We start from the raw sequence: 22424 nt of genomic DNA, 5'->3' as shown, positions 1-22424 counted from the left end.
GCCACCGGCCGCCTCAGTCTCCGATCGGATTGATGTCGTTCACGAATCTGAGCATGTCGGCCATCTTGAAGTCGTCGGGCGTCGCCGAAGGCAGCGTCGGCTTCCAGTTCTTTTCCCTCCAGAGGAAAGAGCTCTGGTCGCCATGGACCAAGCCCACGAAGACCTCCGAGACTATGATCGAACCCACGGGACCGAGCCTCAGCCCATTTTGCCTGACCTTGGCTTCCTTGAGGATGTAATACCAGAGCGGCGTTTTCGTATGCAGGCTTTGGGATTTCGCCGCCTGTCCGTCCGTCGACCCGTCGCTGTCGGATGCAATCTCGTCCGGGGTCAGCGGGTTCTTGATCTTCATGTGCTCGGCGACAGCCTGGCCGGATGGCAGGCCAAGTCTGACACCACGTTGGAGGTTGCGCAAAGCAAGATTGCCTGCGCCGCCAGGAAGGTCGTGCAGGACAGGTGCCAATTGCGGATCGATCTTCCGTGTCTTGGTCATTTCTACCGGAGCGCCGCCGCTGTCTCCCAGTTGATAGAACCGCCGCCAGTCGATGATCCAGTTGCTGGGCAGGGCCGAAACCGGAATTGGTCCTGTCGGCGGGTTTGGTGCGAGATCGCCGATTATCGATCCCGAGAGGCCGCTGAAGTCGAACAGCCGCTGGAAAGCGGCAAGCGTGAACACCTTGTTGTGGGGATACTCCTCGCGGACCATGCTGTGGCCCAAGCGGTAGGCTGCGGCCGAAAACTCGACCGGCATGTAAGGCACCTTCTTGAAGCGGTAGAACTTGCGGCCGCTGTGGAGGATTTTGGCGACCGTTCCTGGCTCCGTCAGGCGCTCGACCCAGTCGTGCAACACGATCCACTGGTAATGCCATGTGACGATCCTGCGGGCCTCCTTGAAGATGTCGGCCGGCGGGTTCGGGGCGGCCGACAGCATGTCGCAGACCGCGTTGTGGAATTTCAGGAATGCCAGATGCGTCTGGGCCACTAGCAGGTTTTCGTCATTGCGGTGGTCGCCAATGAGGGCAAAGCCTTCGGGGCTGCGCGGCAGGTCGTTGCGGAAATCGCCCGTGACGCCGCCGAAGTCGACCGTGATGTTCTTGCCGATCAGCATCTTGGGCCCGTGCTTGTTTCCCGCAGCCGGGTTTCGCGCATAAAGATGCGGGCTGCCGTCTGGGCCAAGGCCGTAGACGCAATCGAGATCGACGCTCGGGGTGCGGAAGTTTTCGATGCCGAGCGGGTCTTTTTCCTTGTCGCCAAGCGAAGTGAGATCCAGCGTGATGTCATGATCGACGAACTGGCCGAAGTATGTGAAACCCGCCGGGATTTCGCTGTTGCCCGTCCCGCTGGCCGGATCCGGGTCCTTCATCGCCGTCGCAAGAACCTCGAGCTTGGCGTCAGGAACGTTGAGGGGAGCGAGTGCGGGAAACATGCGGCCGAACATACCTGGGTCTTTGTGGCCCGAGAGGGCGTCGAGCAGCGCCCGGGTAGCATGGCGTCCGGCAACGCCGTGGCCCGGCGTCGTCTTTATCGCATTCGACTTGGCTGCAGGCGTCGCTTCGATGTTAGCAACCTTCGCTGCAAATGCCGCCGCACCGGAAGTTGATTTGGGTTTCAAGGACATGTCGAAACTCCTAAACGCGCATCGAAGCTTGCGCCCGACACGCTGGAAGCCCCCCGGCCCCTTGATAATCACAAGCTATGTTCTGCGAACGCGGCAGAACCCACCGACGTGTCAGTCACTATTACTAAGATCAGGCATGATGACAGAACATGCAGCTATGCAACTAATATTAATCTATTTGATGCTGCCTGACAATCGCAAATCACCGGGCAGTTAATGTGTAATGCCTCTATCAGATTTTCTTTAAATTATTGGCGATTCCATGGAGTCGCCAGAAAAAGGAAAACAACGCTGCTAGGCCCCGTGTGCCAGACCGCCACTGAAGACGAAAGAAAGCCCGCGGGTCCAATCGAGACGGAGGCCGATTGCAATGGCCGCGTGTCTGCCTACGATCGCAACGACTTTGGCGGCAGGTTAGCGTAGTTCCGTGGAGAGTTCTCCTGTCCGCGCACCAAGTGGCTGATTGCCGAGACGTTGGAGGCTTCGACACAGGTGGGGAGAACGTGGTTCCCGATCCATTTCTTTTTTTCCTGAAGCTCCATCAGGAACCGACCGCATTTGACGCAGTAATGGGTCTCGGAATCGATTTCATGCGAGAAATACTGATAGGACATTCACGTCTTGCTTTCCTTGTGCCAGACGTTCTCCCGCGCCCGGCCTCTCCATGGTTTGCAAACGTGACGTAATGGGTTCCGTTCCCTCACAACAGGAGCGGGAACAGCGACATACTGTCCTTGGAGGTTTCGATTGTGCCTGCCCTGCGCCTTTCAACGGAGGAGTTCGGGAAGCAAAGACACGTTGCACAGCTAGACAACGGCCGCGGCAGCGACCGATCTAAGAGCCGTAGATACCGCACCCACGATACAAAGACAGGTGCACTATAGGAAAGCCTGCCTATTAACTTGTATGAAGTTGGGTCCTCTTGGCACAGCCGCTTCCATCTCCCGGGCCTGCTGCAGCCGGCGCGACGGCGAAGAGGGCGATCAGAACAGCGACGAGAATGCGCATGGTCAGAACTCCTGCTTTTCAGACTGCCTTGACTGTAGCGCGCAACTGCCGCGAGACGAGGGTAGGAACTTCAACATTTTGTGAGCATCCTGTTCCGCCGAAGAACGCAGCGGCTCCTTTGTGAGCCGATCGGCACTTTTCAGCTGCTGCCCAGGGAAGGTGAGGTTTGGATCACCAGCGGGCACAGCCGATCAGGCCACAGAGGCGGACATTTCGACGTCGCCTGATCTCATCAACTGGTAATTCGGAAAAGTCACAAATCCCGGCAACGACTTAGCCGGATGTTGCCAACGTTCAACTCCGGCGCGGCCGATGCCATTGAAGCAGAACCTCTGCTGCAGTATTGTATGAGCATCCTGTGCTTTGGGCCCGCGCAATGATCCGTCATCGCGTATTCGGTGTGATCGGCGGCCTCGGCCTGCTCGCCGTTGTCGCGCTGAATGCCGGCGGGCCTTCCAATGTCCCCGAGGAGGCGATTCAATCCTCGGTTATCCGCATACCTGAGTTGATCGATCGCGCGTGGCAGCTTCCCGTGGCAACAACCTTCAAGCCGAACGTCTCCTGGCAGTCGAACGGCTCGCGCTGCGGCCCAGCGAGCCTTGCCAATGCCTTTCGATCAATCGGCGAGGAGGAGATTACGGAGGGTGAGGTCCTGGACGGGACCGGATTGTGTTCGACGGGCTTTTGCATCATGGGTCTCACGCTGGACGAGCTCGCCGAAGTGGCCCGAGGACATACGCACCGTAATGTGTCCGTTGTGCGCGACATGACGGCTGACGAGTTCCGGGAGCACATGAAACGTGCCAACCATCCCGGCAGCCGATACATCGTAAATTTCAGCCGGGAGAGGATTTTTGGCGCAGGGGTTGGCCACCATTCTCCAATCGGTGGCTATCTGGAAGACGAGGATCTTGTGTTCGTTCTGGACGTAAACGAGGACTTCGGGCCTTGGCTCATTGAAGCCGATCGTTTGTATTCAGCTGTGGACACAATCGACGGGGACAAGAAGCGCGGGCTGCTGCTCATTAAATAGATCGCACGGCAGCGGTTCCGAATGGCGAGCGTATCCGCGGGAAGCGCTCGCGAGCGTGGGACGTAGATCGGGGTTGGTATCTCATTCGGGAGTCAGACTATGACCCTTCCCAGTTACGCAATGAACCAGGCAACATTCCCGCAGATGTACGAGCGGTGGCTTGTACACCCTCTCTTTCGGCCATGGGCCGAGCTCACTCTTGAGGAAGTGGGCCTGTCTCCAGGCGATCGTGTTCTCGACATCGCTTGCGGAACCGGAATAGTTGCACGTCTCGCAAGCGAGCACGTCAATGAAGCCGGGGATGTCGTCGGCGTTGACATCAGTCCTGACATGCTTGCAGTCGCGCGCAAGGTGGCACCGGGCATCGACTGGCGCGAGGGCAACGCAAGCACACTCCCTATCCAGCCTGGAGAGCAGTTCGACGTTGTTGTCTGCCAACAGGGACTGCAGTTCTTTCCTGACAAGCCAGCGGCCACAGCGCAGTTCCGGCGGGCGCTGCGGAAGGGCGGCAGGCTGGCAGTGGGTACGTGGCGATCGGACGAGGAGATCCCGTTTTTTCGGGAGCTGCGTTACGTGGCCGAGCGTCATCTGGGCCCGATCGCGGACCAGCGATATAGCTTTGGCGACGCAGCTCCGCTCGAGGCGCTACTTCGCGATGCGGGCTTCGACGAAGTCCAGTCGAAGACGGTATCCCGCACCATACGCCTTGAAGAAGGCGAACCCTTCCTGCGACTGAATACGATGGCGCTGGTCGGCATGAGTGCGACCGGCAAGCAAATGGACGATCAAGAACGCAATGTCGCGATTGAAGACATCATGAGCGAGAGCGCGGCTGTCCTGGCGCGGTATACGACAGGATGTGAACTCGCGTTTGAACTCAGCACGAATCTGGCGACGGCCAGAGGCTGAGGGGCTCGTTCCATCATGTAGGACAAAATGGGTGTAAAGTAGGCCGCGTTGGGCGGGAAACGCTGCTTCAGATCGCGGCTCACGCGTCACGGGAACGTTCCGGCCGAGCGACCTAGTCGTTCCCGAACAGCTCAAGGCTGCTGGGCACCTGTTTGGGAACGCATCCTGACAGGATGGCGCGGACGACGTCCACCCAGGCGAGGACGGTGGTCGGGTCATATGATTTGCTTATGCCGGATGAGGTGCTCGTCTTCCTGCTCGGCAGCCGCTATTGCGACACCGATCGTCTCGGCGATTTCGGGCAAACTTTGCCAACACGCGATTTCGTCCACAATCACATCGCGTTCAACTACCAGAATGCCGATCCTTTAAGGACGGCGCACGGCGGATATACCGACAAGACCGGTGTGTGCCGCGATTTCGCGCACCTCGCAATCACACTGTGCCGTTGCATGAACATTCCAGCCCGCTACTGCACGGGCTACCTCGGAGACATCGGGTTGCCGCCGGTGCCGGACCCGATGGATTTCAGCGCCTGGTTCGAAGTCTATCTCGGCGGACATTGGTTCACCTTCGATGCCCGCCACAATAAACCTCGGATTGGAAGGATATTGATGGCGACGGGCCGCGACGCGACCGATGCGCTTTCCACGAGCTTTGGTGCATCGAGGCTGGCCCGGTTCGAGGTAATCGCTGAAGAGATCGCACCCGGCGTTTACAGGTAACGCGGCCTCGACGGCGGCGCTCGGACGGCCTAGCCCGTGTCGCCGCATTTCCGTTTCCACTCCTTCCGCCCGTTTCAGCCATTGCCTCCGCGCTGGCGGCACGGTGTGACTGAGGCCAACGCGTGACGTGAAGACGCCTGCGCCGAATTGCACGACCGGCAAAGACGTGGTTGATTAATTTTTGATTAGCCTTCGTGGCCGATGATGTCCAACCAGGCTTGAGGGTGCAAGAATAACGTCAACCGGTCTATTGATTTCATGAAACACCGGATCCTCGCCGCGTGTCTTCTGCTTGTTTGTGAAGTTACTGGAGCGCGCGCTGAGTCATTCCTGTGCGTTGGTCAACTCGCCACCGGATTTGATTGGCTAAATGGGCGATGGGCGGTGAGCCGGCCCGATCTCACGGACAAAATTTTCGTACTGCAGCCATCCGGCTCGCCCGACGAGTATACCGTCAACCAGATCGGGGAGCAGACGCCCAGCCACTACTGTCCTCTGCAACGAAGATCCGATTCTACCCTTTTGCTTATCTGCGGCGGTCTGGCGAACGGATTCACCTTCTCGTCGAAGACCCTTCGGTTTCAGGAAAACTACGGCATCGGCTACACGAATGCGGGCGACAGTCGCGCCAATACCCCTCATCTCGTGATCGGCAAATGCACCAGGCTCGAGCTGCGCGGCGTCATCCAGTAGGGAGCCGCCCGCCAGGCCACCGCAGCCAGCGTGTTATCCCCAGGTGCGGGGATCATTCGGCTGCCTACGCGGCCGACACGTAAGAAGTCGCCAAATCGGCGATTCCGGTTGGGTGCCCTCATTGTCGCCCAAATTACCGCACGCATGGAATATGCTGGCGTCGATGTGGTTCAACGAGGCGAAGGCCTTGAATGCGTTCCGCACCGGCAACGGCGTCGCTGGGGCGAGCATGACGGGCGGTTCGCCTGCGGCTCGGCGGCTTTCTGCCGCAATGGCTACCGCGCCAGCCTGGTGCCGCAATGGTTGCTGGCGCTGGAAGGCGTCATTGGGCGGCTCGAGGCGGGCATAGGAGTCGCCGATGTCGGCTGCGGGCATGGCCATTCGGCGGCGCTCACGGCCCAGGCGTTTCCGAACTCGCGCTTCCACGGCTTCGACCCGCATGCCGCCTCACTTGACGAGGCGAGGCGGAATGCGGCGGCGGCGGGGCGTCTCCGACCGGATCGACTTCGCGAGTGCGAGGGCCGATGACTATCCGAACGGACAGTACGGCCTGATCTGCTTCTTCGACATTCTCGACGATCTCGGCGAACCAGTCGTCGCCGCTCGCATGCGGCCGAGGTGCTGGCGCCTGGCGGCACGGTGCTGCTCGTGGAGTCTTTCGCTCACGACCACGTCAAGGACAATCTCTCGCCGGTGGCGCAACTCTACTACTCGGCGTCGATCATGATCTGCTGCGCGCACGCCATTTCCGAGGGCGGCAACTTGGTGCTCGAGGCGCAGGCGGGACAGGCGCGCCTGGCCGAGGTGTGCCGCAAGGCGGACTTCACGCATTTCCGCCGAGCCGCGGAAACCCCATTCAACCTCATCTTCGAAGTGCGGCGCTGAGCGCCGCATTCCGTCGGTCGACCATGAAAGAAAGACCAATGAGAAAGACCTTTGCAATGACGGTGCTGGCCGCAGCCGCGGCGATGCGCAATAGGCGCCGGACGCGCCGCGACGCCCTGATGATGCGGCAGCTCTCGGATGCGCAGCTCAAGGATATCGGCCTGACGCCATCGACATCATCTGGCGCATCGATAATGCCGGGGCCGGACCGTTCGATCGTTAAACGGCGGTCCGTGACCGACCAAGACCAATTCTCCAGATACCGCCCGCCCCATCTTCGCGGCGGGAAGGGCGCTCGAAGACAGGCCAGGAGCAAAGATTCTGACGCTGCTGAACGCCGCCGGCTCGCCTGATGTTGCGTTCACTCGGCCAGGGAACAGACTATATCCAAGCTATGCCCGGAGATGACTCCTTCCATTGTTCTTCCTGTGTTATGCTTCCGGCTTGCGCTTCCTCCCCGAGGTAAAGAAAAATGGAGACACGTACAGCTCTGGCGCGAAAATTTATTTTCGCAGTGTTATCAGGTTGCATGATCCTCTCGTCTTCGGTGGCGGCTCAAGAGGCCGCCGATGTAGCGACCGGTACGCGGCTGGCGGAATTGCTCAGGGCAGCCCGGAGCGTTCTTTCGAATTATCAGTCGCTCATCAATGATCCAGCCGTGGGAGACAAGAACCTCGATGGCGAGCGTTTCACGGCGGAGGCGATTGCCCTCTATGCCAAGCGCACCGGCCGTGAATTGATCTCCGACGACCTGGCGGAGCGCGACCGCAAGCTGCTCCAGGCACAGGTCGAGGCAATGCGTGAGGTCGTCGACGAGCAGCAGGACGACATAAACCGCCCCGGCATCGGGTTTAAGGGTTTTGTCCCAGCCGTTTTCGCGCGCCTGATGAACGAGAAATTCGCCGCCAAAGTTGGAAACGAGGCGTTGGTCCGCGTAACCGCGCCGGAGGTCCTGGTGCGGAACCGCAAGTCGCTTCCCGATGCTTGGGAGGCACGGGTTATCGAGGACGTCTTCTCCGATCCGAAGAGGCCGAAGGGGAATATCTATACGGAAGCGACAACGGTGAACGGCCGCCCTGCTTTCCGGATGCTGCTGCCAGAATATTATACGGAGTCCTGTCTTTCCTGTCACGGCGCACCGAAGGGCGAAATCGACGTCACCGGCTATCCGAAAGAGGGGGGCAAAGCGGGCGATCTGGGCGGTGCGATCAGCATCGTCTTGTTCAAATGAGCGCGCTAGGGCAGCAGCTGCGGTCGATCGAGCCTGTTCCGACACCGGCCAAGAGGCCCGCCAGCCGGCTCGGCAATCTGCCGATCTCTGCCCGCGTGGCTGCGCTGACCGCGGCCGGCCTCATCAGCCTTGTTCTGTCTTCCGCTTTTCTCACCCAGGCGCTCTATCGCAGCGCCGAACGCATGGACGACACTAGGGAGCTGTTCGACCGCGCAGCATCAGCGGCCGCAGCGCATGTCGCCTTCGGAGATCTGCGATACTGGCTGACCGATCTCTCCGTCAGCCTGCTGATGAATTCACAGCGCAACGCCGAGCAGGCCCGCGAACGCCTGCAGGTCCAGCTGGAGCGCCTTGCGAAGCACTCGCCCGACGCGGTCGAGGAAATCCGCACGCAAATCGACGCCTATGTCGAAACGGCGCTGCAGGCAACGGACAGCTATACCCAAGACAATCGCATTGTCGGCAACACTTTGCTGGCAAAGGCACGCACCCACAGCGGCAAAGTCGATGCGGATATCAACAGGCTAGTCGAGCAGGTAAAGGCCGATGCGGAGGCCGCCCGAAACGTGGTCGTAGCGCAAACGCAAAAGACGGCCGCAGCCGCTGCCATCCTGGTGGGTATCGTAGTCCTGATCGGCTCGCTTCTCACGCTTCTCGTCCTGCGCTCGATCGTCGGTCCGCTCCGGCGTCTCAATCGCGTCATCGGAGAACTCACGGATGGACATTATGATGTCGAGATACCCCAGGAGGGCGGGGACGAATTCGGAGCAATGGCGAGAACGCTTTCGCTTTTCCGGCAAAACGCGGTCGAAAGGAAAAGGCTCGAAGACGAGGCAGAGCGGCAGAGGCGGACGATCGCTGCGGCGCTCGAGGCAATTTCCGATGGGTTCGTCCTCTATGATCCGGATGACAAAATCCTGATTGCCAACAGCAAATACTGCGAAATCTTCACCAGCCACAAGCCGAACGCGCTACGGGGCAAGAGCTTCCGCGAAATCCTGGAGCAGGATCTGGCAAGAGGGCAAGTAGATCTCGAAGGCAAGACGCCGGAAGAATGGATCGGGGCCCGTCTGCGCGTTCACAGGGACCCTGCGGGCCACGTTGACGAAAAGCGGTTTGGCGACAAATGGGTCCGCATCAGCAAGCGCAAGATCCCCGACGGCGGAACGGTCGCTGTCTACACAGACATCACCGAACTCAAGGAGAGGCAAGTCGATCTCGAGCGGGCCAAGAGCAACGCCGAATCGGCAAGCGAGGCCAAAAGTCGGTTCCTCGCCTCCATGAGTCACGAATTGCGCACGCCACTGAACGCGATCATCGGCTATAGCGAGATGCTGATAGAGGAGGCACGCGACCACAAGGACGACGAGGAACTCGTCCAGGACCTTGAAAAAATAGCGTCTGCCGGCCGGCATCTCCTGTCGCTCATCAACGACATCCTCGACCTGTCAAAGATCGAGGCGAACAAGATGGAGATATTCCTCGAAACCTTCGACGTCGTCGAGTTGCTCAATGACGTGAAGGCCACTGTAACACCGCTGATGGCGAAGAACCGGAACGAGTTCGTACAGGACCTCCAGCGCGATCTTGGGGAGATGCACTCCGACCAGACCAAGCTGCGCCAGAATCTATTCAACCTGCTCAGCAACGCGGCCAAATTCACCCATGGCGGCCGGGTAACTCTTGCGGTTCGGCGTGAGGGGCGAGCCGACGGCGATTGGCTAGTGTTTAAGGTTTCCGATACCGGCATCGGCATGACGCCGGAACAGCAGGGACGACTCTTCAATGCCTTCACGCAGGCCGATGCTTCCACCACCCGGAACTACGGCGGCACGGGACTGGGCTTGAGCATCACCCGCAGCTTCAGCCGCATGATAGGCGGTGTGGTCACCGTCGAAAGCCAAGTCGGAAAAGGCTCAGTTTTCACGATGAAAGTGCCGGCGCAATGCAGGCGAGAGACCGAAGACCCTAGGACGGCCGAGCCGTCGCCGATCGTTCAGCCGGGTCGCACCGTACTCATCATCGACGACGAACCGGCTGCCCGGAACCTGATTGCAAAAGCCCTCGCGGAAGCGGGACTTGCGTCAATGGAGGCAGCAAGCGGAGCGGAAGGAATAGCCGCTGCTCGGGAGCATCGGCCCGCCGCAATTATTCTCGACATCATCATGCCGCATCAGGACGGCTGGTCGGTGCTGCGCACGTTGAAGAGTGATCCGGAACTATGCACGATTCCTGTGATCCTGGCGACGATCCTAGCGGATCGTGAACTTGGCCTATCGCTCGGCGCCGTCGAATATCTGACAAAACCCATCGACACCGACAAGCTTATCCGGACGATAGAGGCTTGCGGGGGCGGCAACCGCGACGTGCTGGTCATCGATGACGATCGGGCTTCCCGTGAGTTCCTCCGGCGCATTCTCGTGAAGAGGGATTGGACCGTCCACGAGGCAGGTGACGGCATCCGCGGTCTCGAACTGATGAAGCGGCTTCTGCCGCGCCTGGTCCTGCTCGACATTCTGATGCCGGAAATGGACGGATTCCAAACGCTCCATGAGATGCAGAGTATTCCGGAGCTGCAGAACATTCCGGTCGTGGTGGTCACTTCGAAGGACCTCTCGGCAAACGAGCTGAGATGGCTGCGCGACCGGGCGGTCGCTGTCGTAAACAAGGGCGCAAACAGCAGGTCCCAACTGGTCGAAGCCCTCGAGCGCCAGATAGCATCACGTGAAACCGCCGGTACGACCGTCACTGACGTTTGAGGGGCATGGCCGAAGGAAACCGAAAATGACAAGAATCCTTCTGGTGGAAGACAATGAAATGAACCGCGACATGCTTTTGCGACGGTTGTCTCGTCGCGGCTTTGAGGTACTAACTGCGGAAAATGGAAAAGCCGGCGTCGAGCTTGCCGCTTCGGAAAATCCGGATCTGATCCTTATGGACATGAGCCTGCCGGTAATGGATGGCTGGGAGGCGACGCGACGGATCAAGGCCAACCCGGATACGTCAAGGATTCCCATAATCGCGCTCACTGCGCACGCAATGGCGAGCGATCGGGACATGGCGCTCGAGGCCGGCTGCAATGACTATGACAGCAAGCCGGTCGACCTGCCGCAGCTTGTCCGGAAAATCGAGCGGCTGCTTACGACACCTCATTAAGCGGCGTTTGTAAACGTTTGTAAAAATGATTGCCGGGAACGAATTCCAGCGCCACGCCATCGCCGCCCATGTGACGCAGCGGCTGGCCGGTCCGGCGCGGGCGATCCTGGGTTTTCAGGAATTGCTACTCGAGCAGGCGCGGGATCTCGGTTTGACCAATCTGGAGACCGACCTGGAGCGGATCGGCGTCGCCGCAAGGCAACTGAACGGCCTCATCGATCGCCTGATCGACGGCAAGGTTGGTTTCCCGGACGTGAGGGAAGTCGAGGCGGAGGCTCGGCTCCGCCACGATCTGCGCACGCCGCTCAATGCCATCATTGGCTATTCGGAGATGCTCCTCGAAGATGCTGGAGATTTGCACCAGCTGAAGGAGGATCTTCGTGTGATGCTTGCGGCGGCGGCCGAGCTTTTGAAGCAGGTTGACGCCATCGCCGGTCTCTCGCGCGGGGAAGCGATCGAGACGCTTCAGCCAAGGGATCGAACCGAAATCGACGCGGCGGAACTTGAACGGCTCCTGTTCAAGGCCGAGCGTGATGCGTGGTCCGATCAGGGCGGCAGGATTCTCGTCGTCGACGACGTCGCCAGCAATCGTGATCTTCTCTCCCGCCGCCTGCGGCGTGACGGCCATCGCGTCGTCACCGCCGATTCCGGCCTATCCGCGCTCGCGAGACTGACCGAAGACGAGTTCGATCTCATTCTGCTCGATATATTGATGCCGGACATGAACGGCATCGAGATTCTCTCGCGGCTGAAGGCGGAGAACCGATGGCGGCACGTCCCGGTGATCATGATATCGGGCTTGAGCGAAGTCGCGGCGGTGGCCCGGTGCATCGAGGCTGGAGCCGATGACTATCTAACGAAACCCTTCAATCCGATTCTGCTGCGCGCGCGCATTAACTCCACCCTCGAGAGGAAGCGCTGGCTTGATCGCGAGCACCGCTATCTCCAACAGATCGAAGCGGAGAAGCGGCGTGCCGATACGCTTATTCACGCGATCCTTCCCGACCAGATCGTTGCCCGATTGCAGGGCGGCGAGGAGATCATCGCCGACCGCTTCGAAGAGGTTTCCATTCTGTTTGCAGATATCGTCGGCTTCTCGCCTATTGCGGCAAGGCTGCCGCCGTCCGATCTAGTCAGGCGGCTGGACCGAACGTTCAGCAAGTTTGATCTCCTGACACAGGAGCATCGTGTGGAGAAGATCAAGACGATTGGAGATGCCTATATGGCCGCCTGCGGGATTCCGGAGCCTTCAGCAGATCACGCCGACAGGATCGTGGCTCTGGGCAAGTCCATGCTGGAATCATTGCGGGATTTGGCCTCCGACAACGACCGATTTCGGATCCGCATCGGGATTCATTCGGGGCCAGTCGTCGCCGGGCTGATCGGCCGGCATCGTTTCGTCTACGACGTGTGGGGAGAAACCGTGAATATTGCGAGCCGCCTCGAATCTCAGGGAGTTGCCGATCGCATGCAGATTTCGGAGGCAACCAAGCGCGCCCTTCACGGTCATTGGACGCTCGAGCCGCGTTGCGCGTTGGATCTGCGGGGCATCGGCACGGTTGAGACCTATCTTGTTCGATAGAGCGGGCGCACATTCCCAAGCCGTTTCCGTTCGCTGGCACGCGTCTCCCAGTCCCCTACCTCGACAACCGTTGCGCTGGGCCGTCCGTAGCGGGGTTCTTCTCTCCATTGGCGGCGCCGATTGCGCCACCCACCTTCATCTCCATCAACTGCTCGGCGGCAAAGCCGATTATCTCGCGCAAAAGATCCGCATCAGAGGTGTTCTCCATGAGCGCGCGCAGGTTCATCATGGCACCATTTGCGGCTTTGCGTTCGCAGGCGAGGTAGACGTGCTTCAGCACGTCGACTGGAAGCGGGGGATTGGGTGGTGGTTCTCTGCCGTACGGCGTGACTTTGGGACCGACTTGGTTGCATCAAAAACCAGACATTGGCCGACACGGAGAGCTGTGGGCGCCACCGACTTATGGTGATCGGTCAGGTCGGCACCCTGCGGGACCGCATCGGCACACTGGACTTTGGCCGCGCACTCCCACAAGGTCTAACAGGTCAGCCACAGCGGCGATCGATCCGCTCCGAAGGATTGGAGCGCCCATGGAACGTAAGCTAACGACCATTCTTGTCGCCGACGTGGTCGGCTTCAGCCGGCTCGCCGGGCGAAATGAGACGAAGTCCATAGCCGATCTCAAGGCCCACGGAGACGATCTTATCGATCCGAATATCGCGGAGCACGCTGGGCACATAGCCAAGACGACCGGCGATGGAGTGTTGGTCGAGTTCACGAGCATGGTAGCAGCGGTGGAATGCGCCGTTGCGATACAGTGCGGTATGGTCAATCGCAACCGCGACGTTCCCGAGAATGAACGGATCGAATTCCGCATCGGCACCAATCGGATGAGGTTGTCGTCGAAAGCCACGACATTTTCGGCGATGGTGTAAACATAGCGTCGCGGCCGGAAGGCATCGCCGAGCCGGGAATGATTTGTTTTTCAGGCGCTGTTTTCAGGGAGGTGAGAAGCCGCGTCAATTTCCATTTCGAGAACCTCGGAGCGCGAGCGCTCAAAACATTGCCGACGCGGTTCATGCACATCGTATCGTCCCTCCCGGTAGCCTGCGGGGGCCGCAACCCGCCGCCTGGACCGGCGAGGTCCTGCCAATTCCAAAGAAACCCTCGGTCGCCATTCGGCCGTTTGCCAATCTGAGAGGCGAACCGGAGCACAGCTACTTGGCGGACGGCCTTCAGCTCGACATCCAGGCAGCCCTCATCCATGCTTCGGGACTGTTCCTGATTGGCGCGGGCACGGCCAAGAGATATTGCGACGCGGATCTGCCAGCCGAGCAGGCGGGACGCGAAATGGCGTTCGTTATGTCCTCCAAGGGGCGGCGCAACGGACGGGCCAGCGCATCCGCGTCACGCTGGAACTGACCGATGTCGCGGCGCATGCGGCCGAGGCCGGTGCGCTACAGCCGAAAGCAGTTCGCAAGGGATGTCGCCTTGGCCATCGCCATTCTTGTGATGCTTGCGGTGGTCTTGTACGCGCCGCCGTCCAAGGTTCGGATTAACTCACCCTTTGACGCGCTCCAGCACTTAGCGTCGGCAGCTGAGCTGCACCATGGCACGGGCCGTGGGTGTTGCGCCCGCTCGTCGAGGTCAGCCAAGCTATTGGCCATCGCACGATGCTGACTGGGATGGAGTTACCTGTGAGCCTTGGAATGGGCGGTAGGCTGATCTTCTCGGCTTTCGGCATGTGGCCCACCCGCGTGGCCCCATTGACAGTTTTTTTTGGAATCTTTGATTTTTCGAAATCAAACCGGCGTACCGTGCAGACGTGTTTTAGGGGGGCCGTGGCGAATGAACACGTCACATATGGAGCGGCGCGCCCAACGGCGGGCCGCTGTCGAGGAAAATCGACTGCGCAAACGAATATCGCGCTGGGCGCGTTTGGCGCGCGTTCGGCGCCGGATCAAACGCTGGTCCGTAGCGTCGGCGATTTGGCTTTTCATCGGGGCAGCGATCTATCTGGGCGCGGGAATATTCGCGGTGGACTCGCCGACTACACCGCCGAGCACCGTCTACACCTCGAAAGCGCCCAAAGGTGCCCAACCGCCCGGGCGGCGCGTTCGATCGCCCAAGGTGACTCTTTCACCATCAGCCAAGGATCTTCGTTCCGAAATCCCTAACCTCACTGACTAGATATTGTGTGCAGCCGACAACAAGAGCGCATGCTCTTGCGTTTTAAGGTGAAAACGCCCAGACTCTGACTAGATTCTGCGCTTCGGTTCCAAGTTAGAGCTCGGGGTTACGCGGCAAGCTCCCGGCCTAGCCGGTTATGCTGATCTGCCGCGAGAGGGACCAACCGGCAGCAGCACAGCCACGCTGATCAGCATCTCGGTGCTGCAGCAAGGAGGGAGGCTTAATAGGCCCGCCTCGACGCTCTCAGGCAGCAGGACACGCTCTCAAACCCACGGCCACGTCTCGCGAGAGATGCGCGGCTTTCGAATTTCAGAAACTCCTAAAATTTGCAATGAGTAAGCGTTCTGTCGCCGCGCCCAGCGAACCTTTTCGCATAGGTCGTGATGACAAAAAGGCCGGCGTCCTTGTGGGATCTCGGGGGAGAGAGGCAGATGCCGGCCTGTGACCATATGGGGATATGGCAATAATAGAGTATACGGCGGTAAGGCGCTCATTGCACCTTGGCCGAAAGGATAGGCTTATTCCTTCGGAGGGACGCTGGCAGGGCGCTTTATGCCTGGATGCAGGTACGCCGGGGTTTCATCCACGGCGCTTTGTCGCCTGTGATGGCCTGATTGCTACGAACGTCGCCTGGTCTGATGTTTCAAGTTCCATCAAAGGCTACGTAGAAGCCTCGCTTTATGGCAGCCTCTGCAATTGAGCTCTTAAGAGAGGCCTCCGCCAGTTCGACGTGCAGGTGACGTTCGCCGAGAAGATGGACGACGGAGGCGACAGAAATCGGGCTGGTCCCATCCTGCTCATCAAGATACTCCAGGATGGTTTCGCGGACTTCCGGGGGCAATCGATGGAAATAGCTTGCGCTTCCCATGATCGTGTCTCCAAAGGACCTAGAGGACAGCATGTCATGCATGGCCAGGATGTCGAGGAGGTTCAGCTTTTCTGATTTCCAGATTGTCACTGAACTACTTAAAATTGTGCAAGGACAGTCCCCCTCACGTCCGATAAGCTATATGCGGGGCGACTTTGTCCCCGCACTAGGCCCCGGTCCTTGCACGCTGGGGGCCGGCTTGATGTTCGAGGCCCCCTCAGGCCGGATGCATCAGGGAACCATCGGCCCTAATTGGAATTGATTAAGCTGGTGTCCCGGTCGCAGGCGATCGATCTACTCCGGGACGGGTAGAGAGCCGAAGCGCCTGTCCTCGTAGGCGTTTCGGCTCTCCCAATTTTCGGCGAGAACTGCTTCAGGAAACCGGTCTCGTCGATCACCAGCACCGCGTCCGGGTCGGCCAGCGTCTCCAAGGCATAGCCGCGCACGATGTCGCGCAGCGCATCCGCATACCAGCGGCCGCGGCCCAGGATGGCCTGTTGGCGCCACGGACCGGGGTCCCCGGCCGCCTCGGCTGGCCAGGCCTTCGAAGCTCATGCCGCGTTCCCTTTGGACGGCACCGGAGACGTTCAGTTGCATGACGGGCTTTGAGGCATCCACACAACGGCTGCCCATCCCTCATTCTGTAGCGTTGGAATCCGGGTTAGGCAGATTCTGCTTTCGCTCCTCAGCTTCCGCGGCTGCCTCGGCGAACCTCATCAATGGAAACGCGCATCTTTTTGGCAAGATTGCTGCTGGCTTCCTCGGATAAGTCCGTAAGGCTTTCAGCGGGGCTGTCCTTATCAGGATCATCTTGCATGACTTAGCGAACGTCCCTGGCCTTTGCGGGTTTCCCCCGCGGCCTGTCGCCCTTTGCCGATTAGAAAAAAGTTCACGAACTTTGGAACCAAATCGATTTGCGTGCCATTCCACGCAATGAACACTGGTCAAAAGCGACCGCCATGGCCAATGCCAGTCTCCTATTGCGCGCCATCCAACTCGCGGAAAGCGGGGAGCATTTGGGTTGCCCGACGATTGAAAGCGCCTTGGTTGCCGAAGGCTTTCACGATGCGAGAGAGCTTTTCAGGGACGACCACCTGCGCGCGGGTCTCCGAGCCATCTGCAGGCGGCACTGGTGTCGGAGTGCCAAGGCAGCAGACAATGACAACTCAGTCGTGTCGCACGTTCATTTGAACGATACTGGCGAGGCACACACCTCCAACCCACAACATGGCCGAACCTAGCGTCAGAGAATTGCCACCAAGCTTGAATCGGCGAATCGGCTCATCCGTTGGAAACCGACCTTTCCGCCTGGCCCGCGGACGATCCACGCCGTAAGCCATAGTCCCTGCGCCGTGAACCCGTTACCTTTGGGCGGCGCGGTGAGGTTCAGAACAAGAGCCAAATTGTCATGCGGCCCACGCCCGTTCGGGTCGTGCCGCCGATAGCGTTCCATCATTCTAATGCTTCACCGGTCAAGCCTTGCGAAAGCCTCTTCGGGTGCTCCCGAGATCACGTTTAGATGGAATGGTCATCTGGTAAATGAATAGACATAGCGCCCTCCGCACGGCGAGGGATCGTGGGCTCAGACGGATGCCACTCCGGAAAATTACCGTCAATCACCATGCGTGCCAATCCATAGACAAAAGAGCACCGCTGGCAGCTAGCTGTGTTAGGTGCTCGAGCGGTCGCATAAGATGCTTATGTCGGATCCAGCGTTCCCTCCCGGAACGTGATGCTGCTGCGAAGCGCGCCGGACCTACTTCGACAAACGGTTTTCGTCGACAATCAGCGTGAGACGAGATGGGCGAGCGGCGCCCCATTTCCAAAGGACGAGATTGAGGTCGCCCCCGGCCGCGCCTAGTGCAAAACTCCTGACGAGCAGCGCATTGTAGCCAGCGGCGATCAACCGCCGGGCGAAGATCTGGGTTCTGGCTTCTCCATCCGCCTTCATCTGGTCGCGCCATGTGGCGTCCGCGAGCACGACCGCATCCATCCCTTGCGCTGCGAGCGCCGTTTCGTCCCGGCAGTCAAAGACGTGCTCGATCTCCGCGTCATAGGAGACGAGCGTAGTTGGCTGCAGATTGCCGGCTCGGTTGGCTTCCCTGAGCGCTGTCATCACTGATAGCGATGCGTAGAGCGCGGATACGCCTTTTGGATTGAACCGTCCGCCATAAAGTTCGGCGCCGCGGCCCGACAGCGGCTCTCGCGCGTAGATCGGATTGAGCGCCCGATAAAGCTTGCCTTGGCAACGAATCGGCACGATTAGGCGTGAATGCCAGCGTCAACCGCATCGATATAGTCGAGCACCTCGTCAGCACGGCCGCTGCGCACCAGTTGCATCGCGGTTTGGCCGGAGAAGCCGGACAGTGGTTCGGACCGGTACCAAGCATAAGCCATCAGCGCGGAGCCAAAACGCGGCTCGACCTTGTTGACGATCTCGACCATCTCGCGCAGGCGTCGCTGCGTTTTGTCCGACCCGATGCGATCTTTGCGGATACCAGTTTGGAGGTGGCCATTTCTAACGCAACGGCGCCCCCCAACCGGCTTTCGGCCGCGCTTCTGAGAGCGATGCGACATCCACGCCCTCGGCCTCGGGTGCATAAATCTCCAGGACAATCTCGCCGGGTCGTTCGTCGGCATAGGTCCCTTGCAACGCGGGGAACTGGCTGCGGAACCAGTTCAGGTTATCCGCATGGAGCGCTTCCAGATCCGCCCGCGTGTGCATCTGGCCCGCTATGAAGTCGATCGTGAACGGCTCTCTGCAAAGGATGGCTTGGGAACCGCCAAAAGTTGAGGCTCGCACACGGCTGCGCCTGGGCCTCGAGCGGTGAATATAGTCGATAGCGAAGCGATCCGGGCGACACGCTCCAGCGCTGTGGCGGACATGTCGTCTTCATCGGTGGCGGTCCGCCAGTATGGACGCCTATGCGCGCTTCGTCAGCCACTGGGATGTTGCGCGGCTACCCTATGATGGACCGGCGGACCGCTGGTTCAATCCAAGTAGGCTCACCGAGAGGGGTGGCATTACCGGGGTTCAGGGCAGCCGATGAGCCTTCTGTCCCATCGAGCCAACATGTTCATCTTTAGTGCGAAAGATCAGATTTCCCATCCCGAGTTGGGCAAACCGAGCGCCCCTGGAGTCAGTGGCTCGGTGTCGATGGGGAACGCGTCAACTAGACCACCACGTTACGTAGCGCTTCGGTTAGGGTTGCATCCCTCCCGACAAGTAATATCTACACGCTGGGCGAGCTCAACCATATGAGGAAAAATTTCGATGAACGACAATCTCAATGATAACACCGACACCATCGAATTGACCGCCGATGTGATCTCAGCCTACGTCTCAAACAATCCGGTCCCTGTTTCGGAATTGCCTTCTCTGATCGCTCAGGTCCATCAATCTTTGGTTGGGCTTTCGAATGGTTCGGCTACGGAACCAACCGAAAAGCTTGCGCCCGCCGTTCCCATCAAGAAATCGGTGACCGCAGATTACATCGTCTGCCTCGATGACGGGAAGAAGTTCAAATCCCTGAAACGGCATTTGAAGACGACGTTTGGGATGACGCCTGACGAATACAGGGCGAAGTGGAACCTGCCTGCCGACTATCCGATGGTGGCACCTAACTACGCGGCTGCACGTTCAGAACTCGCCAAAAAAATGGGGCTCGGCCGCAAGCCGAAGGCAGCGGAACCTGTAAAGCGGGCCCGCAACAAAGCCGCCTAATCACAAAGAAGAAGAGGCGGGCGATGAGCCCGCCTTTCTGTTGTCTGACTGACCCTCCCGCTAGCCCAGCAGCCATCTTCCGGCTTGAGCGATCGCACCATCCGCGTGACGACCGGATCGCAGGCGACTTTTCAATCCCTGCCGTAATCCATGCTGCCTTGCCCCGGAAAGCGGTTATTCGGTCAGCGTCGCAGGAAGGACGTCTTCGGATCAACTTGCGTCGTATGGCGTGAGACAACGGGCGGAACTTTGCCGTTTACGCCGCCGGTCGGAACGGGGCGTTCGTGTCCAGTTCACGATGTTCGCGAACTAAGCAGGCGTTGCCAGGTTTCTTATCGTTCCAGCCCTTGGTCGGACTGGTTGGCGACAGACAATGGGTGTCTAATCGCTTAAGTTTCCAATCGGACGACGGTCGTTATCCTCGCCACGGCCTCGAATGTGCGATGAACCCGGCATTTGTCGGCAATTTCGGCGATCTTGCCGTGAAGCTCCTCGGAGACATCACCGTTGACAAAAATTACGCGCTCGAAACAGTCAACCTTCGCGCCATCGCTACATGCCGATTGGATGCACTCCTGACAGTCCTTGGCATGCATTTTCGCATGCGAGATGTCGACGCTGATGCGCCCGAGCGTCAAGTTTTTGTGCTCGGCATAAAGGCGCAGCGTCATCGAGGTACAGGCGCCAAGCGCGATCGGTAGGAAATCATAAGGTGAGGGTCCAGTGTCGAGCCCGCCCACGCTTTCCGGTTCATCGGCGAAAAGCCGGTGCTTGCCCGCCTGGGCCGCATTCTGAAGCTTGCCTTCGCCCGTCGGTGGCCCGAATATGCTCAATCGCCGCCGCCATGCCCTGTGATACGTCGGCTGCAAGATAGCGCGTCAGCCCCACCGAAACCACCCGCGCCGCAAAGGCCGCATCCTCAGGGTCTGTGAGTAGATGGTCGGCCTTGTCCAGCGAAACGAAGCTTTTGGATGCTTGGCCGCGCGGAAAATTTCAGTGGCGTTCTCGATTCCCACTGTCTGGTACAGGGGTGCATGGAGGATGAGGAGCGGCTTCTTCAGGGCTCCCGCGCAACCAGATCAGGACGGCAATTCGGCTAATGTGTTCTCGATCGCGGCGATGTTGAGTTCAAGATCAGCCACACGTTGAATCGTGCTGAGGCTTGGCAGCGTTGCCGATTCCGCAGCAGCGAAAAGCAGTCTCTGCTGTTCGTCTTTGAGCCGCTTCATGAGTGCCGTCAATTGTTTGCGCATATAGATCCCCATTTGTCCGCGGGTTGCCTATATGTCACCGTCGCGCCGGTTGTCCATCGCGACCACGACATGCGCAATGAGCGGCCCCCGGCAGCTGGAGGGCGACAGCAGTAGTCAGTCCGGCGGACGCACGAGGCTAAGGCCCGTGAGGTCGATGGCAGGAAGTGGCAAGCGGTATTCGGAAAGGCCGAATAGCTGGACATTGAACTCCCTATGCCACCGCCCAAATCGGGGTGGGAAGCGAGCGGGCCGCCGGGCTGGCACCTATTAAGTTCGCTTCTTCAGCTTGAGGGCCGCCTTGTTGGCATCATCCCGCATGGTGTGCTTGTCGAGTATCTTGTGGGCCCCCTCCAGCGTGATGTCGTGCTTTCTGCGGAAATGATGACCTCGTACCTGGTTCGAAGCTACCCGATCACGATCCTGCTTGCCGCGTTTCGATTTGTTGTCTGCCATGACGGGCCTCCCTGTTGGCGGCCCAATCAGCGCGAATCATGCCGATCCCGTCAATCAAACTCGCTCTCTCTGCTGAGCGGCATGAATTCTGCTGATCAGTTCGCCCTGCCGCCTTTGGATTCCACCATATCGAGAAACTGCTGCAGGTTCTCAACCATTGCTTTCGCACCGTCGTCATTGATAGCAAACTCGAAGGTCAATTCGCCGGTCTGAAGAGTGAGCAAAGCAACCATGGTCCGGCCATCTTCCGACATCGCCGCATCGAGCGCGAAGCCGGTAACCGGCATAGGTGTGTCAGCCATGATGGTGCCCTTTCCGCCTCGCCGAAGGTATCGCCTTTTGAGGCAGCAGATCAATCACCCTCGCGCGCCGCAGCTCGGTGACGTTCGATGTCTTCAGGCTCTTCTTCGTCAATCTGGGCGAGATCATTTCGAGCTGTGCTGAGCGCCGCGAGCAGTTCGTCCAGCTTGGCTTGGGTCGCTAGGCCGTCCCGATACTCCGCGCGCTGTATGAACAGGGTCATCATCCAGACCATCAGCGTGGCAATCCCGTGCATATCCAGGCTGTCGGGCTGGAACAACAGCCATGCAGCGGCATAGAGCAAGACCGTGACGAAGGCCCAAGGTCGAGACCCTACTGTTCCAAGGGTGGTGAGGGTTTGTTGTATCGTCCGAATAGCCATGCCCTGAAACGGCGGAAAGCAGAGACAGGTTCCACGGGCTGACGGGCCACCCGCTCGGGACGATCCAAGGGCTGGCGTGGAATGCGGGCGAATAAAGCATTCATGACAGGGAAATTACGAGTTCAGCCGCTCCCAGTTGTAATTATCCCGCGCCTGGTACCCGCACTGACGGCATCTCGCATAGAGCCCGGTCCTGATCACGTCCTCCGTCTTCAATCAATGGTCCTGCTGGCCTCGGCGTGCCGTGGCACTCCACAGTCGCCTTTGCAAAGAATCCGCACACGGCGGAGAGGCTGCACGTTTCGCGCATATTCAGGAATCGCCGTTTTAGAAATGCTCGCCGGGCCTAAAACCACGCGGCAGAGACTTGGGTAAAGGGTTTATGAAGTCCCTCAGCCGGGCGGGATATTGCACCGAGCGGGCCAAATCATCGGCTGACTGACAAAGGGCGAGCGATGCTTGCCTGAACAGAAC

General features: G+C 59.4%; 21 protein-coding genes and 5 pseudogenes. 14 read left to right on the top strand and 12 right to left on the bottom strand.

Annotation, left to right across the window (positions count from 1 at the left end; genetic code table 11):
• Window positions 1–13: 13 nt before the first annotated feature.
• Window positions 14–1618, bottom strand: coding sequence for a heme peroxidase family protein (locus tag ABVK50_RS31970; protein WP_353646334.1), 1605 nt, complete (start codon window positions 1616–1618; stop codon window positions 14–16).
• Window positions 1619–3002: 1384 nt separating this feature from the next.
• Between ABVK50_RS31970 and ABVK50_RS31965 the strand changes: the two genes are divergently transcribed.
• The 10 genes and pseudogenes from ABVK50_RS31965 to ABVK50_RS31920 all read left to right on the top strand — a co-directional run bounded on the left by ABVK50_RS31965 (window position 3003) and on the right by ABVK50_RS31920 (window position 12840).
• The gene (locus tag ABVK50_RS31965) at window positions 3003–3659 is read left to right on the top strand and encodes a phytochelatin synthase family protein (protein WP_353646333.1); all 657 of its coding nucleotides are present in this window, start codon (window positions 3003–3005) and stop codon (window positions 3657–3659) included.
• Window positions 3660–3758: 99 nt separating this feature from the next.
• The gene (locus tag ABVK50_RS31960; protein ID WP_353646332.1) at window positions 3759–4568 is read left to right on the top strand and encodes a methyltransferase domain-containing protein; all 810 of its coding nucleotides are present in this window, start codon (window positions 3759–3761) and stop codon (window positions 4566–4568) included.
• 230 nt (window positions 4569–4798) lie between these two features.
• Window positions 4799–5293, top strand: a pseudogene (locus ABVK50_RS31955) (transglutaminase family protein); the annotation flags it as partial.
• 384 nt (window positions 5294–5677) lie between these two features.
• Window positions 5678–5986 (top strand): hypothetical protein, encoded by a 309-nt coding sequence (locus tag ABVK50_RS31950; protein ID WP_353646331.1) that lies wholly within the window; start codon window positions 5678–5680, stop codon window positions 5984–5986.
• A 108-nt stretch (window positions 5987–6094) separates the two neighbouring features.
• Window positions 6095–6514 (top strand): class I SAM-dependent methyltransferase, encoded by a 420-nt coding sequence (locus ABVK50_RS31945; protein WP_353646330.1) that lies wholly within the window; start codon window positions 6095–6097, stop codon window positions 6512–6514.
• A 90-nt stretch (window positions 6515–6604) separates the two neighbouring features.
• Window positions 6605–6871: a hypothetical protein gene (locus ABVK50_RS31940; RefSeq protein ID WP_353646329.1), complete on the top strand. Its 267-nt coding sequence runs from the start codon at window positions 6605–6607 to the stop codon at window positions 6869–6871.
• 472 nt (window positions 6872–7343) lie between these two features.
• Window positions 7344–8102 carry a DUF3365 domain-containing protein gene (locus ABVK50_RS31935; protein ID WP_353646328.1) on the top strand — a complete coding sequence of 253 codons (759 nt, stop codon included), beginning with the start codon at window positions 7344–7346 and terminating at the stop codon, window positions 8100–8102.
• Complete coding sequence (locus ABVK50_RS31930; protein WP_353646327.1) at window positions 8099–10861, top strand: response regulator; 2763 nt, start codon at window positions 8099–8101, stop codon at window positions 10859–10861. Before ABVK50_RS31935 ends, ABVK50_RS31930 begins: the two co-directional genes overlap by 4 nt.
• A gap of 25 nt (window positions 10862–10886) precedes the next feature.
• Window positions 10887–11258, top strand: coding sequence for a response regulator (locus ABVK50_RS31925; RefSeq protein WP_353646326.1), 372 nt, complete (start codon window positions 10887–10889; stop codon window positions 11256–11258).
• Between the two features lie 25 nt (window positions 11259–11283).
• Window positions 11284–12840: an adenylate/guanylate cyclase domain-containing protein gene (locus ABVK50_RS31920; RefSeq protein WP_353646325.1), complete on the top strand. Its 1557-nt coding sequence runs from the start codon at window positions 11284–11286 to the stop codon at window positions 12838–12840.
• A gap of 35 nt (window positions 12841–12875) precedes the next feature.
• Here the strand turns inward: ABVK50_RS31920 and ABVK50_RS31915 are convergent.
• Window positions 12876–13069 (bottom strand): annotated as a pseudogene (locus ABVK50_RS31915) (transposase); the annotation flags it as partial.
• 301 nt (window positions 13070–13370) lie between these two features.
• Here ABVK50_RS31915 and ABVK50_RS31910 point away from each other — a divergent pair.
• The 3 genes from ABVK50_RS31910 to ABVK50_RS31900 all read left to right on the top strand — a co-directional run bounded on the left by ABVK50_RS31910 (window position 13371) and on the right by ABVK50_RS31900 (window position 14500).
• Window positions 13371–13715, top strand: coding sequence for an adenylate/guanylate cyclase domain-containing protein (locus ABVK50_RS31910; RefSeq protein ID WP_353646324.1), 345 nt, complete (start codon window positions 13371–13373; stop codon window positions 13713–13715).
• A gap of 286 nt (window positions 13716–14001) precedes the next feature.
• Window positions 14002–14202 (top strand): hypothetical protein, encoded by a 201-nt coding sequence (locus ABVK50_RS31905; RefSeq protein WP_353646323.1) that lies wholly within the window; start codon window positions 14002–14004, stop codon window positions 14200–14202.
• 187 nt (window positions 14203–14389) lie between these two features.
• On the top strand, window positions 14390–14500 hold the full coding sequence (locus ABVK50_RS31900) for an excalibur calcium-binding domain-containing protein (protein ID WP_353646322.1): 111 nt from the start codon (window positions 14390–14392) through the stop codon (window positions 14498–14500).
• 1113 nt (window positions 14501–15613) lie between these two features.
• Here the strand turns inward: ABVK50_RS31900 and ABVK50_RS31895 are convergent.
• The 5 genes and pseudogenes from ABVK50_RS31895 to ABVK50_RS31875 all read right to left on the bottom strand — a co-directional run bounded on the left by ABVK50_RS31895 (window position 15614) and on the right by ABVK50_RS31875 (window position 18563).
• Entirely contained in the window at window positions 15614–15928 is a 315-nt protein-coding gene (locus ABVK50_RS31895; protein WP_353646321.1) for a hypothetical protein, read from the bottom strand.
• A gap of 278 nt (window positions 15929–16206) precedes the next feature.
• Window positions 16207–16371, bottom strand: a pseudogene (locus ABVK50_RS31890) (transposase); the annotation flags it as partial.
• 1223 nt (window positions 16372–17594) lie between these two features.
• On the bottom strand, window positions 17595–18092 hold the full coding sequence (locus tag ABVK50_RS31885) for an RES family NAD+ phosphorylase (protein ID WP_353646901.1): 498 nt from the start codon (window positions 18090–18092) through the stop codon (window positions 17595–17597).
• Between the two features lie 8 nt (window positions 18093–18100).
• Window positions 18101–18331, bottom strand: a pseudogene (locus ABVK50_RS31880) (MbcA/ParS/Xre antitoxin family protein); the annotation flags it as partial.
• A 25-nt stretch (window positions 18332–18356) separates the two neighbouring features.
• The gene (locus ABVK50_RS31875) at window positions 18357–18563 is read right to left on the bottom strand and encodes a hypothetical protein (RefSeq protein ID WP_353646939.1); all 207 of its coding nucleotides are present in this window, start codon (window positions 18561–18563) and stop codon (window positions 18357–18359) included.
• A 549-nt stretch (window positions 18564–19112) separates the two neighbouring features.
• Here ABVK50_RS31875 and ABVK50_RS31870 point away from each other — a divergent pair.
• The gene (locus tag ABVK50_RS31870) at window positions 19113–19562 is read left to right on the top strand and encodes a MucR family transcriptional regulator (RefSeq protein WP_353646320.1); all 450 of its coding nucleotides are present in this window, start codon (window positions 19113–19115) and stop codon (window positions 19560–19562) included.
• 389 nt (window positions 19563–19951) lie between these two features.
• Here ABVK50_RS31870 and ABVK50_RS31865 read toward each other — a convergent pair.
• The 5 genes and pseudogenes from ABVK50_RS31865 to ABVK50_RS31845 all read right to left on the bottom strand — a co-directional run.
• Window positions 19952–20623 (bottom strand): annotated as a pseudogene (locus tag ABVK50_RS31865) (OsmC family protein); the annotation flags it as partial.
• 18 nt (window positions 20624–20641) lie between these two features.
• Entirely contained in the window at window positions 20642–20815 is a 174-nt protein-coding gene (locus tag ABVK50_RS31860) for a hypothetical protein (RefSeq protein WP_353646319.1), read from the bottom strand.
• A 267-nt stretch (window positions 20816–21082) separates the two neighbouring features.
• Window positions 21083–21268, bottom strand: coding sequence for a DUF3606 domain-containing protein (locus tag ABVK50_RS31855; protein ID WP_353646318.1), 186 nt, complete (start codon window positions 21266–21268; stop codon window positions 21083–21085).
• Between the two features lie 95 nt (window positions 21269–21363).
• The gene (locus ABVK50_RS31850) at window positions 21364–21570 is read right to left on the bottom strand and encodes a hypothetical protein (RefSeq protein WP_353645113.1); all 207 of its coding nucleotides are present in this window, start codon (window positions 21568–21570) and stop codon (window positions 21364–21366) included.
• Window positions 21571–21620: 50 nt separating this feature from the next.
• Complete coding sequence (locus ABVK50_RS31845) at window positions 21621–21950, bottom strand: low affinity iron permease family protein (RefSeq protein WP_353645114.1); 330 nt, start codon at window positions 21948–21950, stop codon at window positions 21621–21623.
• Window positions 21951–22424 lie beyond the last annotated feature (474 nt).

The organism is Mesorhizobium sp. WSM2240, assembly GCF_040438645.1.
In the GTDB taxonomy this organism is placed as follows: domain Bacteria; phylum Pseudomonadota; class Alphaproteobacteria; order Rhizobiales; family Rhizobiaceae; genus Allomesorhizobium.
The sequence above is the reverse complement of the archived record's forward strand: the minus strand, read 5'-3'. Positions and strand labels throughout refer to the sequence as shown.